17 protein-coding genes are annotated in these 19,586 nt (G+C 46.5%); 8 read left to right on the top strand and 9 right to left on the bottom strand.

Annotated features, from left to right (window positions below):
* Positions 1–448 precede the first annotated feature (448 nt).
* The 3 genes from RLO19_RS25065 to RLO19_RS25055 all read right to left on the bottom strand — a co-directional run bounded on the left by RLO19_RS25065 (position 449) and on the right by RLO19_RS25055 (position 2,320).
* Entirely contained in the window at positions 449–1,150 is a 702-nt protein-coding gene (locus RLO19_RS25065) for a uracil-DNA glycosylase (protein WP_446360115.1), read from the bottom strand.
* Positions 1,151–1,304: 154 nt separating this feature from the next.
* On the bottom strand, positions 1,305–1,694 hold the full coding sequence (locus tag RLO19_RS25060) for a RidA family protein (protein ID WP_446360114.1): 390 nt from the start codon (positions 1,692–1,694) through the stop codon (positions 1,305–1,307).
* A gap of 2 nt (positions 1,695–1,696) precedes the next feature.
* Complete coding sequence (locus RLO19_RS25055) at positions 1,697–2,320, bottom strand: class I SAM-dependent methyltransferase (RefSeq protein WP_446360113.1); 624 nt, start codon at positions 2,318–2,320, stop codon at positions 1,697–1,699.
* Between the two features lie 95 nt (positions 2,321–2,415).
* Between RLO19_RS25055 and RLO19_RS25050 the strand changes: the two genes are divergently transcribed.
* Positions 2,416–3,351: a DMT family transporter gene (locus RLO19_RS25050; RefSeq protein WP_446360112.1), complete on the top strand. Its 936-nt coding sequence runs from the start codon at positions 2,416–2,418 to the stop codon at positions 3,349–3,351.
* Positions 3,352–3,390: 39 nt separating this feature from the next.
* Here RLO19_RS25050 and RLO19_RS25045 read toward each other — a convergent pair whose 3' ends face one another.
* Positions 3,391–4,116 (bottom strand): PEP-CTERM sorting domain-containing protein, encoded by a 726-nt coding sequence (locus tag RLO19_RS25045; protein WP_446360111.1) that lies wholly within the window; start codon positions 4,114–4,116, stop codon positions 3,391–3,393.
* A gap of 647 nt (positions 4,117–4,763) precedes the next feature.
* A complete protein-coding gene (locus RLO19_RS25040; RefSeq protein ID WP_446360110.1) occupies positions 4,764–5,228 on the bottom strand; it encodes an ABA4-like family protein in 465 nt (154 codons plus the stop codon).
* 235 nt (positions 5,229–5,463) lie between these two features.
* Between RLO19_RS25040 and RLO19_RS25035 the strand changes: the two genes are divergently transcribed.
* Entirely contained in the window at positions 5,464–5,637 is a 174-nt protein-coding gene (locus RLO19_RS25035) for a ribbon-helix-helix domain-containing protein (RefSeq protein ID WP_446360109.1), read from the top strand.
* Positions 5,638–5,701: 64 nt separating this feature from the next.
* Here RLO19_RS25035 and RLO19_RS25030 read toward each other — a convergent pair whose 3' ends face one another.
* The 3 genes from RLO19_RS25030 to RLO19_RS25020 form a co-directional block, all read right to left on the bottom strand.
* Positions 5,702–7,486 (bottom strand): tetratricopeptide repeat protein, encoded by a 1,785-nt coding sequence (locus RLO19_RS25030; RefSeq protein ID WP_446360108.1) that lies wholly within the window; start codon positions 7,484–7,486, stop codon positions 5,702–5,704.
* Positions 7,487–7,609: 123 nt separating this feature from the next.
* On the bottom strand, positions 7,610–8,350 hold the full coding sequence (locus RLO19_RS25025) for a sirohydrochlorin chelatase (protein WP_446360107.1): 741 nt from the start codon (positions 8,348–8,350) through the stop codon (positions 7,610–7,612).
* 227 nt (positions 8,351–8,577) lie between these two features.
* Positions 8,578–9,522 carry a DUF4388 domain-containing protein gene (locus RLO19_RS25020; RefSeq protein WP_446360106.1) on the bottom strand — a complete coding sequence of 315 codons (945 nt, stop codon included), beginning with the start codon at positions 9,520–9,522 and terminating at the stop codon, positions 8,578–8,580.
* Between the two features lie 428 nt (positions 9,523–9,950).
* On the opposite strand from RLO19_RS25020, the gene RLO19_RS25015 reads away from it, so the two are divergent.
* Positions 9,951–10,349, top strand: coding sequence for an alpha amylase C-terminal domain-containing protein (locus RLO19_RS25015; RefSeq protein ID WP_446360105.1), 399 nt, complete (start codon positions 9,951–9,953; stop codon positions 10,347–10,349).
* On the opposite strand, the gene RLO19_RS25010 is transcribed toward RLO19_RS25015, so the two are convergent.
* Positions 10,346–11,458 carry an RNA-guided endonuclease InsQ/TnpB family protein gene (locus RLO19_RS25010; RefSeq protein WP_446360104.1) on the bottom strand — a complete coding sequence of 371 codons (1,113 nt, stop codon included), beginning with the start codon at positions 11,456–11,458 and terminating at the stop codon, positions 10,346–10,348. The genes RLO19_RS25015 and RLO19_RS25010 overlap by 4 nt on opposite strands.
* Before the next feature lie 338 nt (positions 11,459–11,796).
* Between RLO19_RS25010 and pilM the strand changes: the two genes are divergently transcribed.
* From pilM to RLO19_RS24985, 5 genes are all read left to right on the top strand, one after another.
* Positions 11,797–12,900 carry a type IV pilus assembly protein PilM gene (pilM, locus tag RLO19_RS25005; protein WP_446360103.1) on the top strand — a complete coding sequence of 368 codons (1,104 nt, stop codon included), beginning with the start codon at positions 11,797–11,799 and terminating at the stop codon, positions 12,898–12,900.
* 5 nt (positions 12,901–12,905) lie between these two features.
* Entirely contained in the window at positions 12,906–13,784 is an 879-nt protein-coding gene (locus RLO19_RS25000; RefSeq protein ID WP_446360102.1) for a PilN domain-containing protein, read from the top strand.
* A gap of 7 nt (positions 13,785–13,791) precedes the next feature.
* On the top strand, positions 13,792–14,574 hold the full coding sequence (locus RLO19_RS24995) for a hypothetical protein (RefSeq protein WP_446360101.1): 783 nt from the start codon (positions 13,792–13,794) through the stop codon (positions 14,572–14,574).
* 268 nt (positions 14,575–14,842) lie between these two features.
* A complete protein-coding gene (locus RLO19_RS24990; RefSeq protein ID WP_446360116.1) occupies positions 14,843–16,102 on the top strand; it encodes an RNA-guided endonuclease InsQ/TnpB family protein in 1,260 nt (419 codons plus the stop codon).
* Between the two features lie 68 nt (positions 16,103–16,170).
* Entirely contained in the window at positions 16,171–19,074 is a 2,904-nt protein-coding gene (locus RLO19_RS24985) for an AMIN domain-containing protein (RefSeq protein WP_446360100.1), read from the top strand.
* Positions 19,075–19,586: the final 512 nt, after the last annotated feature.

Raw genomic sequence — 19,586 nt, 5'->3', positions numbered from 1 at the left:
TTACCGTTCAAGCGATGGGTGAAGGCTCCCACGCTCTTTAGCTGGGAGATGAAACCGAGCGAACCGTCTAGGTAGCGAATAAATTCGCCAGTCAAATAATTCGGATAACGTTCTACTATTGTGGTAATGTAAATACAAGTCGCGGGAGGGCATTCCGAGACTATAAACGGACGTGGAGAGGGTGTAAGACCTGATTTGGAGGCAACCTTCAGCGAAGCGTCAACCCCAATCAGCGACCACCCCTAAAAAGGTGGCGTGGTGAGGAATCCCCCGCGCTCTTTAGCCGGGGGAGGATGTCAATAAGACGTTCCGCCGGAGGAGTCTCTACTTCTTACTCTAGGGAGCATGTCAGGGAAAGCACATAACCTTCAAGCTAACTTGCTCTCGTTGGGTTTCGTACTCAACCCAACCTACAAAGGTGACATGCTCCCTTACTCTAAGCGACGCTCTAGGATTGCAGTTCATCTAATTTGGCACGCACCGCCTGGATATCTTGCCACATCAACCACTTCGGCTTACCCTGCTCCCGTGAGGGATTCCGCAATAGGTATGCCGGGTGCAAAATTGGCATACACTCTCGCCCTTCCCATTCCATCCAAGTGCCACGAATTTTAGTAATCCCGCGCTTTTCACCCGTTAACCCCTTGACAGCCGTTGCGCCCGTTAGCAGGATAATCTTGGGATCGACTAAGCGAATTTGTTCGAGTAGATAAGGTTTACAAGCCGCCACTTCATCAGGAGTAGGTACTCGATTACCAGGAGGGCGGCATTTATTCATGTTACAGATATAGACATCCCGTTCACTATCCAGTTTGACCGCTGCGAGAATCTTCTCCAGCAATTGTCCGGCTCTCCCGACAAACGGTAAACCTTGCTCGTCTTCATTTTGCCCAGGGGCTTCCCCAATGATCATAATCGGAGCATGAAGATTACCCCGCCCCACTACCGCATGGGTGCGAGTCGCTCCTAATTCACAGCGCTGACAAATGTTACAATGAGCTGCCAGTGGCTCCATGGAGTCGTAAGTGCCAGGAGGAATCGGAATCTTGGCATCCGTAGGAATTAATGACGGTTGGAAGTCATTAGGGGTAGAAGATGTCAACCCTGACTGGTCAAAGAGGCTGAGTTGTTCTGAGGATTCGTGAGACATAAATTTAAGCTCGGACAATCCGACTGCTTGTTGAATTTTCTCATATCCTGTGATCAATCCCTGACTTGTGCAAAAAATCGGCACTCTGGGTCTCATTTAACCCTGACAAATGACAACGACGCGATCGCGAAAGAAATTGGATTGTGTACGACTCCTAAGCTGGACAAACCGCCTCTACCTCGACTTCCACCAGCATCTGGGGATCAACTAATGCCTGAATGCCAACCATAGTATTAGCAGGTGGATGTTCGGCAAAAAACTCATGATGCGCTTGGGCATACTCAGCACTACGGCTAATATCGGTGACATAAAGGCGAGTGCGGACTACATCTTGACAATCCGCCCCTAAATCTTGCAATGCTTGGCGAATTTTTTGCAAACAATAGCGAGTTTGGGCATAAGCATCTCCAGGGGCAAAAACTCCACCATCGGGTTCAATGGGTGCTGTTCCTGAAACATAAATATGATTGCCCACGCGGATAGCGCGACAATAGCCTGTTGTCGCTTCCCAAATAACCCCAGAGAAAGTGCGATGACGTTCCATATTTAACCTCCTGAACCAATGCGTCGGAAAATCGTTAGCATCACCGGTCCTAAAAGAAAATGATGCCCCAAGCATTCCATACCTGCTACCGTACCAAATTGTTCGCGTTGCTCTCGACTATAAAAGCGAAGGTTATTGGTAAATAAGGGGATAGAAAAGGGCACTGTTTTTTTTCGACCGATATAGTCAACCAGGTAAAAACGTCCCCCCTCTCCCAGGACTCGATTCACCTCAAAGAGCACCTGTTGAGGTTGAGGGTAATGCAGAAAGCTAATTGTATTAAAAACCGCATCAAATTGACCCTCAGTAAAGGGTAAAGACTCAGCATTACCCTGCTTGAAAATGAGTCGCGGTCGATGCTGGTTGCGCTGTCGGGCTTGACGCAGCATCTGGGAGGATAAATCAACTCCTGTACCCTGGAGAGTGGGAAACTGGGTGGCAAGGCGATGCAGTAAACGACCGGTACCGCAACCGAGGTCAAGCACATTCGGATTTTCCGGTAGTTCTACGTACTCCAATAACCGTTTGTGAACCGCTTGATAGAAGACAGTGGTAAACAGCAGGTCGTAGTTTGGTGCCCACAGATCGAAAATCTTTTGTTTATTGCGATAAATTTCCCTTGTCACTTGAGTTCAGATAGATTACTCACACTATTAATTAGATCTTAATCGAAATAAAATTTTCCTTTACAAAAAATTCATTAAATAGGGAGAGTGAAATTGTGAAAACGCCCAAGCAACCGTTATCGTGGCAGGTGGGACTGGTTTTAGTCGCTGGCGTCTTAGCCGTTTCCAGTGCCGCTATTTTTATTCGCTTAGCCAATACGGCGGCTGGGTTGAGTGGTGTTGGATTTAGTCTTTTTCTATCCGCTTCTCGCCTGAGTTTGGCATCTTTATTAATATTACCCGCTTGGGGAAACCTACGAGCTAATCAACTGAGTCCTGGTGCATTCCCTCATGCTGTGGGGGCTGGGATTTGTCTTGCCCTACATTTTGCCACCTGGATTACTTCCCTATCCTTCACGTCAATTGCCGCTTCTACGACTTTAGTCACCACCAACCCAATCTGGGTGGCTTTGCTATCTTGGCTATGGTTTAAGGAAAAACCCTCTCGGCTAACCCTATTGGGAATTGGTATTGCTTTTATGGGCGGTGTGCTGATTGCCTTAGGGGATCAAGAAACTGTGGGCGTTAGTCATAATCCCGCTTTGGGGAATAGTCTGGCTTTGGTTGGCGCCTTGATGGCAAGTTTGTATTTATTGTTAGGTCGAGAAGCACAGCGGCGTGGTTTGGGAATTGGCAGCTATATTACCATTGCCTACAGCACTGGCGCACTGGTTTTGTTGCCCTTGCCGTTAGTCTTTGGTGTTGGCTACCTGGGTTATCCCAGTGCAGTTTACCTTTATAGTTTGCTCATGGCGGTTTTGCCTCAATTAATTGGGCATACTAGCTTTAACTGGGCAGTGCGCTGGATTTCTCCAATCCTGGTTACCCTAGCGATTTTATGGGAACCTGTTGTCTCTAGTTTTTTGGGGTATCTCGTTTTTCAGGAACTCCCAGGACGCTTTGTGCTAGTAGGTGCAGCCGTTCTATTGGCAGGAGTTGCGATCGCGGTTTTTGGCGCTAGGAAAACCTCTGTTGAAGATGTGGGAACTTGAGGATTACAAAAACAGTACGTTACTTAAATGATCTGTGCCTTAATTCTTGTGCTGGGCTTTTTGGTGCTTTCTTGAATACTTTGTTTTAAACAAAGCACCAAATCCTAAAGCTAAACCTGAACCCAGGATAGTCAGCGGTTCGGGGACGGGAGCGACAGTAGTGACAAGAGAGTCTGCTGCAAAATCAACCTCTTGTGGTCCTCCAACCGTCAAGGATATTGATTCTACATCACTGAAATCTGTATCCATCGCATTGTTAAATGTATTGAAATTGAACACAGCACTGCCTTCCCTTAGTGCCGCCTTACTCAGGCTTGCTGTATCACCACCCCTGTCTGTCACGGCTAGTGTTACCAGTGCCTGCAAATCGACACTGACAATATCCAAACTGAAGACCCCATTCATACCTCCCCCAGTCAGATCAGCATTCAGACCACTTTTGCCCGGTCCATCCCAGGTAATAACTGTCTCACTTTCGATTCCAGCATCGTTGCTCAAAGTTAGCAGACTATTTTGCACATCGACACTCGCACCCCGATTAGTGCCAAATTCACTCTCCTCTACGGTCAATTTGATTTCGCGCTCTCCACCAATTATTTGGTTAAGCCCATTCATCGTTGAGCTAGAGGTCATACCTTTACCCCCAAGTTGGACTGTTTGAAAACCCGTTTCAAAATCGTCAATCGTCACTTGGGCAGCTTGAGCTTGACCCGCACTAAACACTAATGTCCCAATTGCCAGACTCGGAATAAGATATCTGTTCATTTTTTTATCCTTCATCAGATTTAGAAAAAATTATCAACTTGTACCGCTGCGCGGAATTTAAAACTCAAAATGCTTACATTGCCGCCAGCGTTTCAGGAATTTTGAGTAATTCCCTTGCGGTGTACTATTTTTATTTAATCTTAATCTTTGGCAAAAATAATCTAACTTGAGTTGTGGATAAATAGGGAATATGCAATAACTTACAAGGTTATTAGCTTAATAATAAATATTTTTTTACGACTTTAGGAGGATAAAAGACTTTATGTCCAGGTACTTATTTTTCTCTTTATTGACCCATTTCCCGCATCTGTTCATCACCTCATTTGTTGCACGATTAAATAAAAATGGGATTATCTCTCTCTTGAGTTGGACAAAAGTAAACGGTATGCTTATTAAGTTTTGTAAAAGTCTGCGATCGCACTCCAGCGCACGGGAGCATGTCAGGGACAGCACAAAACATTCTTGTAGGTTGGGTAGAGTGTAAGCATTACCCAACAGGCTAACCCGCTTGCGTTGGCTTACTCAAAAAGAAGGTGGGAGCCTACGTTCCAAAGGTTCAACCTACAAAGGTGACATGCTCCCAAGCGCACCGATGGGAGATTTTCCGGAAACCTAACACATAAGGTTATTTATGTCCGACTACTTATCTATGAAGTAGGCGTCGATGCAGTAGTCGATTCCGTTTTAGAACCCGCAGAGAATTTCTGGGTAATCCCAGCCGTCAAAATGTGAGACAGCAATCCAATTGGTCCGGCAAATAAACAAAGAACCAGGGAATGAACTGTCCACACCCCAGTCTGCTGCCCTTCCCAATAAATCCACCGCCCCACAAACAAATCCAATACCAAAAAGTGAGTCCATCCCGCTGCGGCGATGATTTCGTCCCCAAAGAAGCGGGCAATATCAGCAAGTTGGGGATTGGATAAGGCTTGGGCAGATTCGGCTGTAATACTGTTGGCGAAGAAGTAAATGTACAACCCCGCTAATGCGACAAACGGGAGATAGGATTCCATCACTTTCCGGGTAATCCCCCAGTTGGGAAGCAGAATCATCAGTAGCCAGAAGGGTAAAACAAATAGATTCGCGATGGTAAAAAGTAGACTCGGTGTCATAGTGTTCAAGAGAGAAAAATAGTGGTCAAGTTAAAAGCCAGCCATTGTCGCATTTAGCTAGGCGGCACAATATCAATCCGATACCATTATCTTCCCATGCCCCCCGCACCCATGCCCCTGTTCACCCCATCACCTCGTACTCCCCATAAAATGGCACAAATTTTGCTCGATTATGTGCGGTTTATTTTTTTGTCTAGACTTGTGCTATCCACACAAAAGTGCTTATAATGAAACTATGGCAAAAGTTACAGTCACTCTCTACATAGAAGAAGAAGATAAGGCAGCGCTACAAAAACTGGCTAACGCCGAAGATCGCTCCCTATCTCAGATGGCAGTGTTAATCATCAAGCGAGCCATTAAAGCTGCTCAAGAGCAAGGCAAGTTACCTGAAAATCCCAGAGTCAAATAGGGGGTAGGAGCAATTTTTATTTGTCCCAAACTTATTTATCGATTATTCACCTTCATTCATGGGATTAGCGCAATTTCTTAAGTTGAAGCTGCGCTTCATTATATTGATCAATTCTGCCGTTGTCGAGATGCAGCTTGGAGGCTTGTTCTAAGTCGTTAATCGCTTCCATGGTATTCCCCAGTGCAGCATGGGTTAATCCTCGACCGGAATAAGCAAAGGCATTATTAGGATTAAGTCGAATGGCTTCGGTATAATCGTCTAGAGCACCAGGGTTATCGTCAAACTCTCGGCGGACAAGGGCGCGATTGGTATAGGCGACGCTGTTGTTGGGATTGAGTCGAATGGCTTGGATGTAATCTTCGAGCGCTCCTTGGTTATCTCCTAACTTGCGGCGAATTTCCCCACGATTAATGTAGGCATTTTCATAACTGGGTTCAATGCGAATCGATTGGCTGCAATCTTTGAGGGCTTTTTGATAGTCTTGAAGATTTAAGTGAGCAATACAGCGATTGTTGTAAGCGATGTGATTGTTCGGATTCAGATTAATCGCCTCCGTACAATCCGCGATCGCGTCTCGATAGTTTCCTAGGTTAAACTGTGCTTGACAGCGATTTGTGTAAGCCATACTATCTGTGGGGTCAATCGCGATCGCTTGGGTATAATCGTCTACAGCCCCGGTATAATCTGCCAAATGAAATCGAGTTCTGCCTCGATTGTAATAAGCTTTGGCGTTATTGGGATTTAACTCAATAGCTTGAGTATAGTCTGCCATGGCTTCTTGCTTATTTCCCATCGCATCCCGCACTAATCCTCGCGCCGCATAAGCTTGGGCATTTTTGGGATTGAGCTGAATTGCCTGATCAAGATCTTCAATCGCCGCTTTATACTGGTTCAGTTGGTAGTTAGTAATTCCTCGATGGTAGTACGCTTGAGCCTCATTGGACTTTCGCTGAATTAATTCGGTAAAATCTGCTAAAGCTCCTTGCCAATCTTCCAAATCGTAACGGGCTAGCCCTCGCTGATAGTAAGCGTCTACATTACTCGGATCAAGCTCAATCAATTTACTGTAATCTTGAATAGCAGCTTGATACGCTCCCAACTCATCGTAAGCCATTCCCCGATTTCCGTAAGCTAATGGGTTGTTAGGATTGAGCCGAATCGACTCATCAAACGCCTCAATCGCGCCCTGCACATTACCACTTTTTAGTTGGTCAACCCCTTGATTCAAAAAATCTTGCGCTTTTGTCCCGTTGGGATCTTCTCTTAGCAGCAAAATTAATCCCACCCCAATTATCAAACTTATTCCTCCCACGCAAATGAGCCAACGCCATTGCTTAAATCGGGATTTATTAAGAGATTTCGGTAATTGTCTTCCAGTAAATATTTCCAAATTATCAGAATCAGCAATGGACGTTTGGGCAGAGGTAGAAAGTAGAGGGGGTTCTATCTCGGGTTCAGGGGGCTTACCCGCCAAGGTTAGCATTTCTTGAAACCGGATTAATCCCTGATCTTCTTTGGGCTGTTGATCGGATTTTTTAAAGGTAGTTAAGGGATGATCTGGAATAAATTCTTCGACCAGATAAAATTTTCTGTTTTCGACAAAATAGTTTAATATTTCTGGATTTTGGTTGGTTTGTGCCAGCCGTTCCAGGGTTTCAGATTTATGAGTTAAGAGAAATTGCAGGCGTTCAAGTGCCTGAGGATTTTTCGTGGGTAACTTGAGTTGTCGAATTACGCAAACCGGGCAATCGGGATGGCGAGTATCGGCGGCTAGGTAAATTAATCCTGAGACACCTGAGCCTAAAATCTTGACAACGCGATAACGATTATTGAAAACCTGATCGATCATGGTAGCCTAGCACCTGGTTTATCGCCCTAAAGCATCCGTCCGGGGTCACTTTTAGTGTAATCTGCTCGTTAGGGGTAAAGAACTATAACCATTGTTCAATACGGATACCGCAGATTTGATTGTTCAGGATTCGATTAAATCTAGGATTAATTCAGCTAACTCAGGAGTGGCGCACAGAGGTTCACCGAACTCTAGTTGGAGTTGAGGGTATTGCTGTTGTAACTCAACGACGGATTGCGCGATCGCATCGGTAATTGAGCCAGTAAACAGAAAATAAGGAACAATGGCGATATGCTGATACCCAGCGGACTTTAAGTTAGCAACTCGTTGACTGAGGGTTGGTTCGATTGACCAATAAGCGTCGATGGCGCCTAATTGCTCGGCTAAGGCGGCGACTGGCTGGTTACCACCCGGACGGCGTGTGCCATGAGAGACTAGAATTTTAATCGGGGCATTTAGAGATGGCTGTTGATTCACCAGTAGCTGTCCTAAACGGGGATGCACACCGATATGAGGTTGCTGGTTGATGATGATTTTTTCCCCTAACCGTTGTTGTGCGATCGCGACTTCTTGGGGGATATCCTCCATCACATGTACCCCCGGTAGGAGAAACAAGGGTAAAGCTTGGATTTGCTGGCAGTCAGTTCCTATAGCTTGGGTGGCAAATTGACAAATTTGTTCATGTAAGGGTAGAGGTGCTAGTTCTAACGTGGCAGTTCCGACGCGAATCATTAAGGCTCCCCTTACCTCACCTTGACTCACTAACTGTTTGTGTAATAACTGTGCCAACTCCTCTAGTCCTCGCTGAGGACGTGGATCTCGACTTCCATGAGCAATGAGTAGATAAGCAGAGGGACGTAGCAAGGGTATCAATCTTTGAATGGTGATTATTTTGTAAATAATTGTATCCTAAATCAAGAAAAGGAGAATAATCCCCAGATGGGATTCTATCGACAGGAAGGAATTGTTTTGAATAAAGACACTGTAAGGCGAGCAATTAACCCTGATTGAGCATCACTACTGGTTGTGGTTTTCTAAATATTTCGATCAAATCGTTACCAACGTTGATGTTCAATCTTAAAATTAAGCGGTTAGCATTTAATCGTTTCTTTTTCTTTTTTTAGGAAGGGTAATGAAGTGGGAGATGAATGAGTAGAAACATAATTCCAATGTCGCTCTTGACGATTACCTGCTTTACTCCGCAAGAAACCGACTAAGTTGTGCAGGAGTGAAGGCGTAATCCCGTGTTTCTCTGAGGCTTCAGGTAACTGAGTGGGTAAAGGCTCAATTTCTTGAGTTGGCAAAATACCCGCCAACAGAGGAACTTCCTCAACTAAACCCACCGTCATCAGGGTAAATGCGACATGCTGCACTTGTTCAACGGGGACATTCAGTTCTTTGGCTATCGCAGACAACGAAACTGTTCCTTGCGCCTGTTCCCATACTTGCTCCTCTAAAGGATATAGGCGATAAGGAGGGCTACCCGCCAGGATACTGGCTAACCCTGAATTTGGATCGGGTAGTCTATCGCTGAGATTATCCCAATTTTTTAGCAATCGCAACCCTCTTAAGGTTGCTTCCGTCGCTGATATGCTCAATCCCGTCATTTCTTTGGTGGGTATGGGAGCGTTTGGGATGAATTTAAACTGACCTTCCTTGAGTTCAAATAAAGCACACACTCGCTGCAATACCTGACTCTGGAAGAGTTGCTTTAAATGTTCGATGGACAAGATTCCATGATGTTTGAGGCTCAACCCCAAGGGTTTATCAGTCGGACATAGCTGTACAAGTTTAGTCACCACACGCTGGCTCACTCCCATCTGTTCAGCAATCAGTTTCACTAAACCTTGATGATCTAATTGGTGTGCCGCCGCCACAATACGCCCTTTGTAAACCCAAATGTAATGAATTTCATTGAGTGGTGTTGGATCTTCTGGCAATGCTCCTAGCGTCAACACTCCAGTTTTCTGTCCTTTCTCTAGAAACTGGAAAATTTCTGGTATCGAAAAGTCTGATAAGGAACTGGTAATCGACATAGTTATTGAATTGAACGCTACGCAGGATAATTCGCTCTATTACTAAGGCATACTACGCTTTATTTGCTTACTTCGTAAGTCTTCAGCCGCCTTAGTTTTCAATTCTTTACTAGCCGTGAGTAAATTGTCGGATTTTTGTTATCTGCTATACTAAAATCCAGTGATTTACCGCCAGCAACCTGGTATTTAGGGCTAAAGGTTTGAAGGAAAATATTAAACTTTGTTAAGCCATCGGTTCTGTCTTTTTGCCTAAGTATCTATACCTGCTTCGTGAACGATAAAGAGGAGCAATGGCGCTATTCGTCTATATCAGTCTCAATTGGCGATGTTATCCTTTACCTGGATTGGCTTAGTTAAATAATTGGGAAATCATCAACTTTTACCATAGAGCATGAACCTGCCTGCGATCGCGCAGAATGGGAGTGCCGATGCTGTGGATGGGTGAAGAGTTTGGTGAATACACAAGTCAGACTCCTAATCAACCGAACAAGCTGAACTGGATTTTATTAAGTTATGAACTAAATCGCAATGTTTTTGATTATTACAAAAATCTAATTAGTCTGCGAAAATGTCATCCAGCACTTCATACAGAAAATATTGACTTTTTTCATGAAGATCCAGAGGCAAAAATCATCGCTTACCTGCGTTGGCATGAGGCAGGTTCTCAGATCGTTGTCGTTGCTAATTTCTCCGGTAAACTTCTGAGAGATTACTCGGTTCTGAACTTCCCTAAGTCTGGGATATGGCAGGATAGAACTGGCGACATAAGTATAGAGGGATTAGGAGTCAACAGCCCCACCCACTTTTGGGATGGGGCTTGTAACTAGGCGAGATTGCTCTCGCCCGAAACATACGGTGCATTGACTGACACCTGCTCTTGGGTCCCCTGAAGGGTAAAAGAGAGAATATAGTCATCGCGAACATTCTTAGCAGCATTAAGGTCAGCGTGAGTTCGATGACCGCAGTTCTTGCAGCAGAAGCGTGATTTATTGCGATTTGTCCCCTTGATATGCTTGCAGACATTGCACTTTTGCGAGGTGTAGCGAGGGTCTTGATGAACTACTCGCTTACCCAATGCTTCTGCCTTATAAGTCAAAAACTGCTCTTGCTGATAGAATGCCCAGCTTCCCAGCCATTTATTCATCTTCTTGCCCCGTCGTTGAGTACGAATACTGGACAAGTCTTCAACTACAAAGACTGCTACACCTGGCTGGTTGGCTAGCTTCTTGCTTACACAATGATTCGTGTCCTTCATGAACCGCTTCTCGCGTCCTGACATCGCTTTTAAACGACCCTTGGCGCTACGAGTGCCTTTTTGTTGGAGCTGGCGACGATTGTATAAGTAACGTCTTTGTACACCTCTGATTTTTGATGAACTGAAAAACTGACCGTCAGAGGTAACGGCTTGATGATACAAACCTCGGTCGATTCCCTGAATTTCTCCCGCAACTTGTGGAACGTCAACGGTTTCAAACACCAACCTTACCCAAAACTGCTTACTGTGCTTTGAGTAGGTTAGAGTTGCGCCGCAAAACGCCCAGGTTTCAAATATTTCCTTGAAGTGTTCTGGCACATTCAGGACAAGCTTTTCACGCTTGCCAATGCACGAAAGGGTTAGCTGACACCCTCTCAGTGTCATGGTGCGCTTGTCATAGCGCAGCCCTGATGTCGGTTTTTTCTGGGGATGCCGCTTAAATTTGGTTGCTTTAACTGCCTCCATTGCGTTATCCCGAATAGTTTGCAGCAACGCTGATGGCACATCGGGATATTGCAATCTTAAGTCGGCATACAGAGCTTTGTGAGCTTTGTTTTTGTTGTAGGTCTGTTCCTTCAATGCCCAATCAATGTGCTGATTAAAAATGTCAGCACAAAACCCCATGAGGGGTAGAAATCTTTTATGGGGTAAATTGACGGGGATAGAAACGGTACGCTTCATCTAAATAGATCCCACCCATCCATTAAGAAAACCTCAAACTTTTGATATACTTAGATTAACCCAAAACCTTATATGTTTTGCAGATAGCCCGATAGATTGTTAGCCGGCTCAGGGGTATTAAACCCCGTCGCCTGCCTCGCCTCTCATCCCCACCCACTTTTGGGATGGGGTTTTCTCGGCGAACTTTATAAAGGAACGCCTGCTGACCATAACGGCAGAACTATTCCCGCCAGTTAGCCGCCAACGATGTAGCTGGCTTGGCGTCTCGCCAGAACATGAACAATCAACGCTTAAGCCAGTTTAGCCTTATAATTTTGACACCAGTCCCCACCTGAGCTATGTTTAACCGTTTCCAAGATCTATTTTCTAAGGGCAAGAAAGGTATCGGGATAGAATTAGCACCAGAACGTATTAGTATCGCCCAACTGCGTAAGCAAGGTCAGGGCTACAAGCTGGTAAGCCTTCACACCCACGAAGTCCCCGAAGGATTATTTGACGGGGGGAAAATTATCGATGCCGCCAGTTTAGCTGAACTGGTGACTGAAATTCTCGCCGAGCATAAACTCAAAGTCGAGCAAGTCGCCACGGCTGTTCCCATGCGGGAAGCGGTGATCCGGATTATTCCCATTCCCGCCGAACTTGATGACACTGAACTGCGAGATATGGTGCTTAACCATGAAGCGGGTCTATACTTACCCTATCCTCGCGAAGAAGTAGACCTAGATTACCAAAAACTGGGCTTCTTCATGGACGAAGATGGGATTGAAAAAGTACAAGTCTTGCTAGTGGCAACGCGCCGGGAGGTGACTGACACCTATCTGGATACCTTCCAACTGGTGGGGTTAAAAGTCGATGTGCTAGAAATCAATAGTTTTGCCCTGATTCGCACCATTCGCGAGCAACTACGACAATTTGCTCCCCAAGAAGCGGCGGTATTAGTGGATATAGAATTTGATAGTACTGAAATTGCCATTATTGTCGATGGTGTACCCCAGTTTTCCCGCACCGTTCCCATTGGCACCTTCCAACTCCAGAGTGCCTTGTCGCGAGCGATGAATTTACCGACATCTAGAAACACAGAACTCTTGCAAGGAATGACTATACCCAACACCCCCGTGGATGGCATTCGCACAGGCGCCACGGGAATTAATCCGGGAATGGCAGCCCTGCTGAGAGTTTTAGGCGAACTCGCCGATGAATTGCGTCGTTCCATCGACTTTTATTTAAATCAGAGTGAAAATCTAGAAGTGGCTCAACTCCTCTTAGCCGGACCCGGCGGCGGAATTGGGCAACTGGATGAATTTTTTACCCAACGATTAAGCTTGCCCACTACTCAGGTTGATCCGATTGCGGCACTATCCTTAGAGATGGAGCAAGATGTTCCCCCAGTACAACGACCCGGATTGGGAACGGTACTAGGATTAGGATTGCGGGAGGTTTAACCCTAATGTATAGTCTCGATATTAATTTTCTTAACGATAGACCCGATTATCGCCAAGCCGATAAAGGATCAGAGTCCCCTAAAGCCAAAAAACAAATTCAAATGGGGGAAATGACGCCGCTGATTCTGGGTGTGATTGTTGGGTTACTTCTGCCTGGGTTAGTAGGCGCTGGTTGGTTTTGGCTGACTCAGGAAAATGCCAAGTTAACCGCTGAAATTGCTGAAATCGACGCCGAATTAGCAAGCTTGCAAGCGGAAAAAGATAAAATAGCCGCGCTTAATACTCAAATCCAAGGGGCTAGAAATGAAACTGAGGCGCTGGCAACGGTGTTTAATCAAATTAAACCCTGGTCAGCTATTTTACAGGATGTTCGCGATCGCGTCCCCACCAATGTACAAATTCAAACGATTGAGCAAACGGAAACCGAATTGGCTGAGGGGGCTGCGGGGACTGAGGGGACTGAGGGTAACACGCCCCTACCCACGATGAACTTAGAGATTTCTGGCGTAGCCAAGACATTTGATGATGTGAACAATTTTCTGCTGACGCTAAAACAATCTCCCTTCTTTCAAGATGAAAAAACTCGTATCGTTAGCGCTCAACTGGAGGAGAACCCCGCTCAGTTAGAAGTACCGCAAAAGGAAGGCAACGAGACGGTTGCTGAGATCACCTACAAGTTACCCAAAGTAGTCAGCTATACCGTTCAAACTAGCTTGACAAATGTCCCAGCCTCTGAACTATTGCGCGAAATTGACCGCAAAGGAGCGGTGGGATTAGTGGCTCGGCTCAAAGCCTTACAGCAGATTAAGCAGAATCAGGCAACGGAGACAGCCACCCCAGCCCCAAGCCCAAGCCCAAGCCCAACTGAGACAACTACGGAGTGATGTAACTATGACTTATGCTGATCCAGATTTTATCCCCGTTGAAGAGCAGGAGGAAGCGCCAAATTATCCCACCGCGTTTGGGATTACCTTCACGCCAAAAGTTTCGGGAATTATCTTCGCTGTCTTAGGAATTTTGGGGGCAGCTTACTTGGCGATGAATGTGGTACAGCCTGTCTTTGAAGAATACAACACGTTAAAAACTCAGCGCCAAGAAAAGGAGAGTCAGCGCCAAGATCCTCAAGAGATCCAGCAGCAAATTCAACAGAAAGAATTGGAATTGGTTCAGGCAAAGCAGCAAAACCAGAAGGTGTTAAGTTTATTTGCCAATGAACAATCAATAGATACCTTGCTGTTGGATGTGAATGGATTTTTTAAAACCATAGACGGAGAATTGACGAGTTATGAACCTGTCGAGATAAACGAAGAAGAAAGTGATATCGTTACCGATGGTTCCCTGGGAGCAGCTGTTAACGGTAAACTCAAACGCAAAAGCTTTAATTTAGAAATGGAGGGCAGCTTTAACGAAATTCAGTCAGTTTTACGCAGTATTGAGCGACTGCAAACCTTAGTCGTTGTGAAAGATTTGGCGACAGAGATCAGTACACCGCAAGGGCTGTTGGTCGATGACAAAGGTACAGTGATACCTATTGTAAAGAAAGACGAAGAAATCATCCCCGGTGCTAAACCGACTCTGAAAACAAACTATAGACTGGATGTGTTGATGCCCTTGAGTGAGAAACAAAAGCAGGAAGCAGCAGCAGCAGCAGCAGCCCCAGAACCTGCCCAGTAATGTAGAGACGTAAGGCGTGGAACGTCTGGGCGTAGGGGTGCAGGAGGTGTAGAGACGTGCCATGGCACGTCTGGGAAGAAATTCTGAACCCAGCTTAATTAATTTACAGTACAAGCGATGGTGAAAGCTCCCTCGTGATTTATCCGAGGGATGAAACCGAGCAAGGCGTCCAGCAAGCGCAACTTTAGTTGCGAATGTATTTTTTTTCTGACTCTACTCAATTAATAGTGTAGTATAATTTTAGAAAACGTTGTGTATGGTCGAGCAAGTGTTTAATCTGATTTACGAGTTTAAGCTAAAACCAACTACCGCTCAAGTAGCCACTTTGGCTGAGTGGCTAGAACAATGTCGTAGAGTCTATAACTATGCCCTTTGTGAGCGGAAAGATTGGGCAAATTCCCGTAAGTCTCCAATAAACGCTTGTTTGATTAAATACGAGTACATTATACCAGCGGATGCACCAGCACCCAACTATTCCAGTCAGTGCGAAAGTCTCACTCAGGCTAAAAAGAATATCCCTGCACTACGCCAAGTACACTCACAAGTGCTACAGCAAACCCTTAAGCGTTTGCAAAAGGCATTTGAGGGAATGTGGGAGAATGGGCGAGGGTTTCCACGGTTTAAGAAAGCGGGTCGGATGCGGTCATTTGTTTTTCCATCAATGGGAAAAGATCCCATTCAAGGGAGATATGTCAAATTCCCTAAAATTGGGCTGGTTAAATTCATCCAATCCCGTCCAATTCCCGATGATGCAACTATTAAACAAGCACGAATCGTAAGACGGGTATCCGGCTGGTATGTACAGTTAACCTTACAATGGAAAGTAGATGTACCCTTCGGCAAACTCAGGGCGTCGCCTGAAATCAGTCCGACTGGTACATCACTGGGAATAGATGTCGGCTTAATGCACTTTGCCGCCGTGTCTAATGGGCGAACGTTTCCCAATCCACGACCATTTAAACATCTAGAAGGCAAGCTTAAATCGCTGCAAAAGAAGGTGTCTAAAAAGCGTTCAGGGTCAAACAATCGCGCCAAAGCACAAGCCAAAGTGTCACGACTACATGAGCGAATAGCTTGCCACCGCAAAAACTACCATTGGGAGTTAGCCCATAACCTTTGTGATTGGGCGGATATGATATTTGCCGAACAACTCAACCTGAAAGCACCATCTCGAGGCTTTTTAGCTAAACACTGCCTAGATGCAGGGTGGGGTCAGTTTCTAGATATCCTATCTCAATGTTGTTTTAAGCGGGGTGTGTACTTCCAGAAAGTACCCGCAGCCGGAACAAGTCAGACTTGCTCCAACTGTTTAGAGGATACAGGTAAGAAAAAGCTCTCTCAACGGGTACACAAATGCCAGTATTGTGGGTATGAATGCGATCGGGATGTAGCATCCGCTCGCATTATAGAAATTAAAGGACTGCAAGCCGTGGGACACACGGTAGGTAAGCTTTCTGAGGGTAAAGGTTTCATCCTAGAAGATGTAAAACTCTGCCTCCCTGTGACGGAAGAATCACCCGCGTTTTAACCGGGTGAGTGTCAACCCTAGCATCTTAGGATTAAGGTGGTTTAGAGGTCATGAGTGAGGAGTGAATTGTGAGACAGGATCAACTGTTGAGTGGAATCGCGATCGCGACTGCCGTCTCCCTATCAATAACAGAACCCGTCTGGGCGGCGACGGCTCAAGTCACTGCAGTACGGCTCAATCCCAGAGGCAGTACCTTAGAAGTGATACTGGAAACCCAAGCCGGGGATCTGCGCCCCCAAGTTTTCCCGATAAACCGGGGTAAGGATTGGGTGGCTGATATTGTCAATGCTCGGTTGAATTTGAGCGAAGGCAATAGCTTTCGCCAAGACAACCCCATGCCCGGTATTACAGCCGTTACGGTGAGTCAAATCGATCCTAACAGCATTCGGGTAACCGTGAGTGGGACCCAAAGTTCACCGGAGGGTCAAATTCTCCAGCAAGAAACTCAGGCAATTACCCTAGGAATTAGCCCTGCTCCCAGCAATCAAGCCGCCGTGCCGATTCCGGTTTCCTCGCCCTCTGGGGAGTCAGTATCCATTAATTCACCAACGCTACCCTCCTCTACTCAAACAAATAGCGCCAGGATTCGAGACAATGTGAGTATTCCCCAGCCAGGAAGCGCAGGTGCACGAACCCAGGGGAGAGAGACGATTAATGTGGCAACGAGTCCTATTGGCACTCAACCTGAGATTACCGCTCCAGCGAATTTCAATCTTAATCCAGCGACAGCCAATAAAGAGAGCATTTCTATTCCGGTTGCTCCGCCACCAAGAGAATCAGGAGCAACCGTTCCCACTCTACCCAATCCAGCGATAACTCGATCCAACTCAGACTTTTCATCTCCCGCCACTGCGCGATCGCAATCCCCGCGTTTCAATTCACCCCCAGTTATTGCCCAAACCCCGACACCAGAATCTCCCCAACCCACCCAAGTCCAACCCACTCCCACTCCTCTGGTTCCAGCCCCTTCACCCGATGTTTTAGTTCCCAATCCGACAATTACCATTGATGGGGTTCCGGCTGCACCTGCGGGGACAGTTCAACCAGTTGCTCCAGCACCCCCATTCTTACCTAGGGCTGTTGCGCCACCTGTGGGGGATATTGCGGTTTCTAATCTGAATGCCGCCGCCAGCGAGATTGACCTAGGAACAGCGGCTGTAGTGCCCCGCCTGTCCTTGCGAGAAGCCCCTGTGCGAGAAGTCTTGGCACTATTGGCGCGATCGGCTGGATTGAACCTTGCCTTTGCTGGAGGAGGCGGTGGTGAGGCAGCGGCGGCGGCTGAGGAAACAATTTCTCTGGATTTAGAAAATGAACCGGTTCAAGATGTGTTTAACTACGTTCTCCAGCTTGCTGGACTCCAGGCAAATCGTCGGGGACGTACTATATTTGTGGGGACTCGCCTGCCCCAAGCGGCACGTAATGTGATTAGTCGCACCTTACGGTTAAATCAGGTTAGCGTTTCCAGCGCCTCTGCCTTCCTAGCCACCCAAGGGGCAGAAGTGCAACAGGTGGTTATCCCGATTGAACGAGAATTCAATCAAGAAACAGGAGCCGTGATTCGGGAAACCGAACAACCCGCAGAGTTGAGACCCCTCACCGTCAATCAGCCAGGGGAAGCAACGGGTGCCTTGTTGCTGAGGGGATTAGCGGTTTCAACCGATGAGCGATTGAATTCAATTACCTTGGTGGGTGAACCCCGCCACATTGAACTGGCTTCGGCTTACCTGACGCAGTTAGATTTGCGGCGTCGTCAGGTGGCAATTAATGTCAAGATTGTTGACGTTAACTTATTGGGGACTGATGCCGTCAACACCAGCTTTTCCTTCGGTGTCGGGGATGGCTTTTTTGTCGTCGATAATGGGGCGGCAGTCTTCAATTACGGTGAGTTTAGACCCCCAACTGATTTAGAAACAACGTCCAGTCTCAGTGCTCCGACTGTTATCCCAAATCCATTTGCTGGAGCTAATACGTTCATTGATTTTGATGCTACTGGTGTAACCATTCCAGGAACGGGAGTTGATGACCGTGTAATTATTACTGATCAGGTGAATAATCGATTCCAGGTTAATACAGCTCAGGGTGATGATCTGACATTTTTTAGACGTCTTGCTGGAATTTCAGAAAATCCATTTATAGGTGGGATCACAGACTTTACATTAGGTACATCTAGTCTGACTACAATAACGACTACTCCGGGAACCCCAGCTGTTTTTGACCAAAATGGTAACCTAGTTACCCCTGCTACTCCTCCAACAACGACTTTCAACTTCACACCAGGAACTCGAGGGACAGCAACCTCTGCCTTACCTGATTTATTCCAATTTCCGACCAAGTTTTTAGCGAGATTACAAGCTCAAATTACGAGTGGAAATGCCAAGATTTTGACCGATCCCACTTTGTTAATCCAAGAAGGACAGACAGCAGGTGTTAACCTGACACAAGAGGTTGTGGGAAATATTCGGAGGGAGACAGAAAGCAGTGACAACCTAACGACGGTAACTGTCACCACAGAGATTAAAGAAGCTGGTTTACAACTGGGTGTCACAGTTGAGCGCATTGACGATAATGGGTTTGTTACTCTAAACGTCAATCCGAGAGTTACCTCTATCGGCAGTGTACAAAACATTTCGATTGGAGACGATACCAACCAAATTGCTCTTCTGAATGTGCGTGATCTGAATTCGGGTCAAATTCGCCTGCGTGATGGGCAAACTCTAATCCTGACGGGTATTATTCAGGAGAGCGATCGCACAACGGTAAGAAAGGTGCCAATTTTAGGCGATTTACCGATTCTGGGAGCGTTGTTCAGAAGTACAGAACGGACAAATCAACGCCAAGAGGTGATTGTATTGCTCACGCCTCAGATTCTGGATGACTCAGAACGTGGTGCTTTTGGCTACAACTACACGCCAGGGCAAGAGGCGCAGGAAGTTCTACAGCGCCGAGGGTTTCCCACGACGGGGGGGTTCTAGACATCGGTTCAGCGGTAGAGGGCACGGCAGTGCCCATCCGTGTCAACTTAAGCTACAACCCTTGCCAATTATTGTTTCGAGCAGTTCGATACAAACTGGGGCGTGTTGCTTGCTCCCTCTGCTTCCCCTACTTCCCCTGCTCCCTCTGCTCCCCCTGCTCCCTCTGCTCCCTCTGCTCCCTCTGCTCCCTCTGCTTCCCCTACTTCCCCTACTTCCCCTGCTCCCTCTGCTCCCCCTGCTCCCCCTGCTTCCCCTGCTCCCCCTGCTTCCCCTGCTCCCCCTGCTCCCCCTGCTTCCCCTGCTCCCTCTGCTCCCCCTGCTCCCTCTGCTTTTAGCGCTTAAGTTGACACCAATGCACGTCGGTGCGCCCCTACCCGCAGGAATCTAATGGGCGTTTTTGGGCAAGTTTGGCGGAATATTAAAAAATATAGTCAGTATTTATACTCAAAAATGCCGAAATCTACATAATTTAAAGCTTTCAACGTTCCATATCTGGCAATCAACCATTAGAA

Origin of the sequence: Coleofasciculus sp. G2-EDA-02 (assembly GCF_040226375.1) — a bacterium.
Taxonomy (GTDB): Bacteria; Cyanobacteriota; Cyanobacteriia; order Cyanobacteriales; family Coleofasciculaceae; genus Coleofasciculus.
This window is presented reverse-complemented; position numbering and strand designations above follow the sequence as displayed.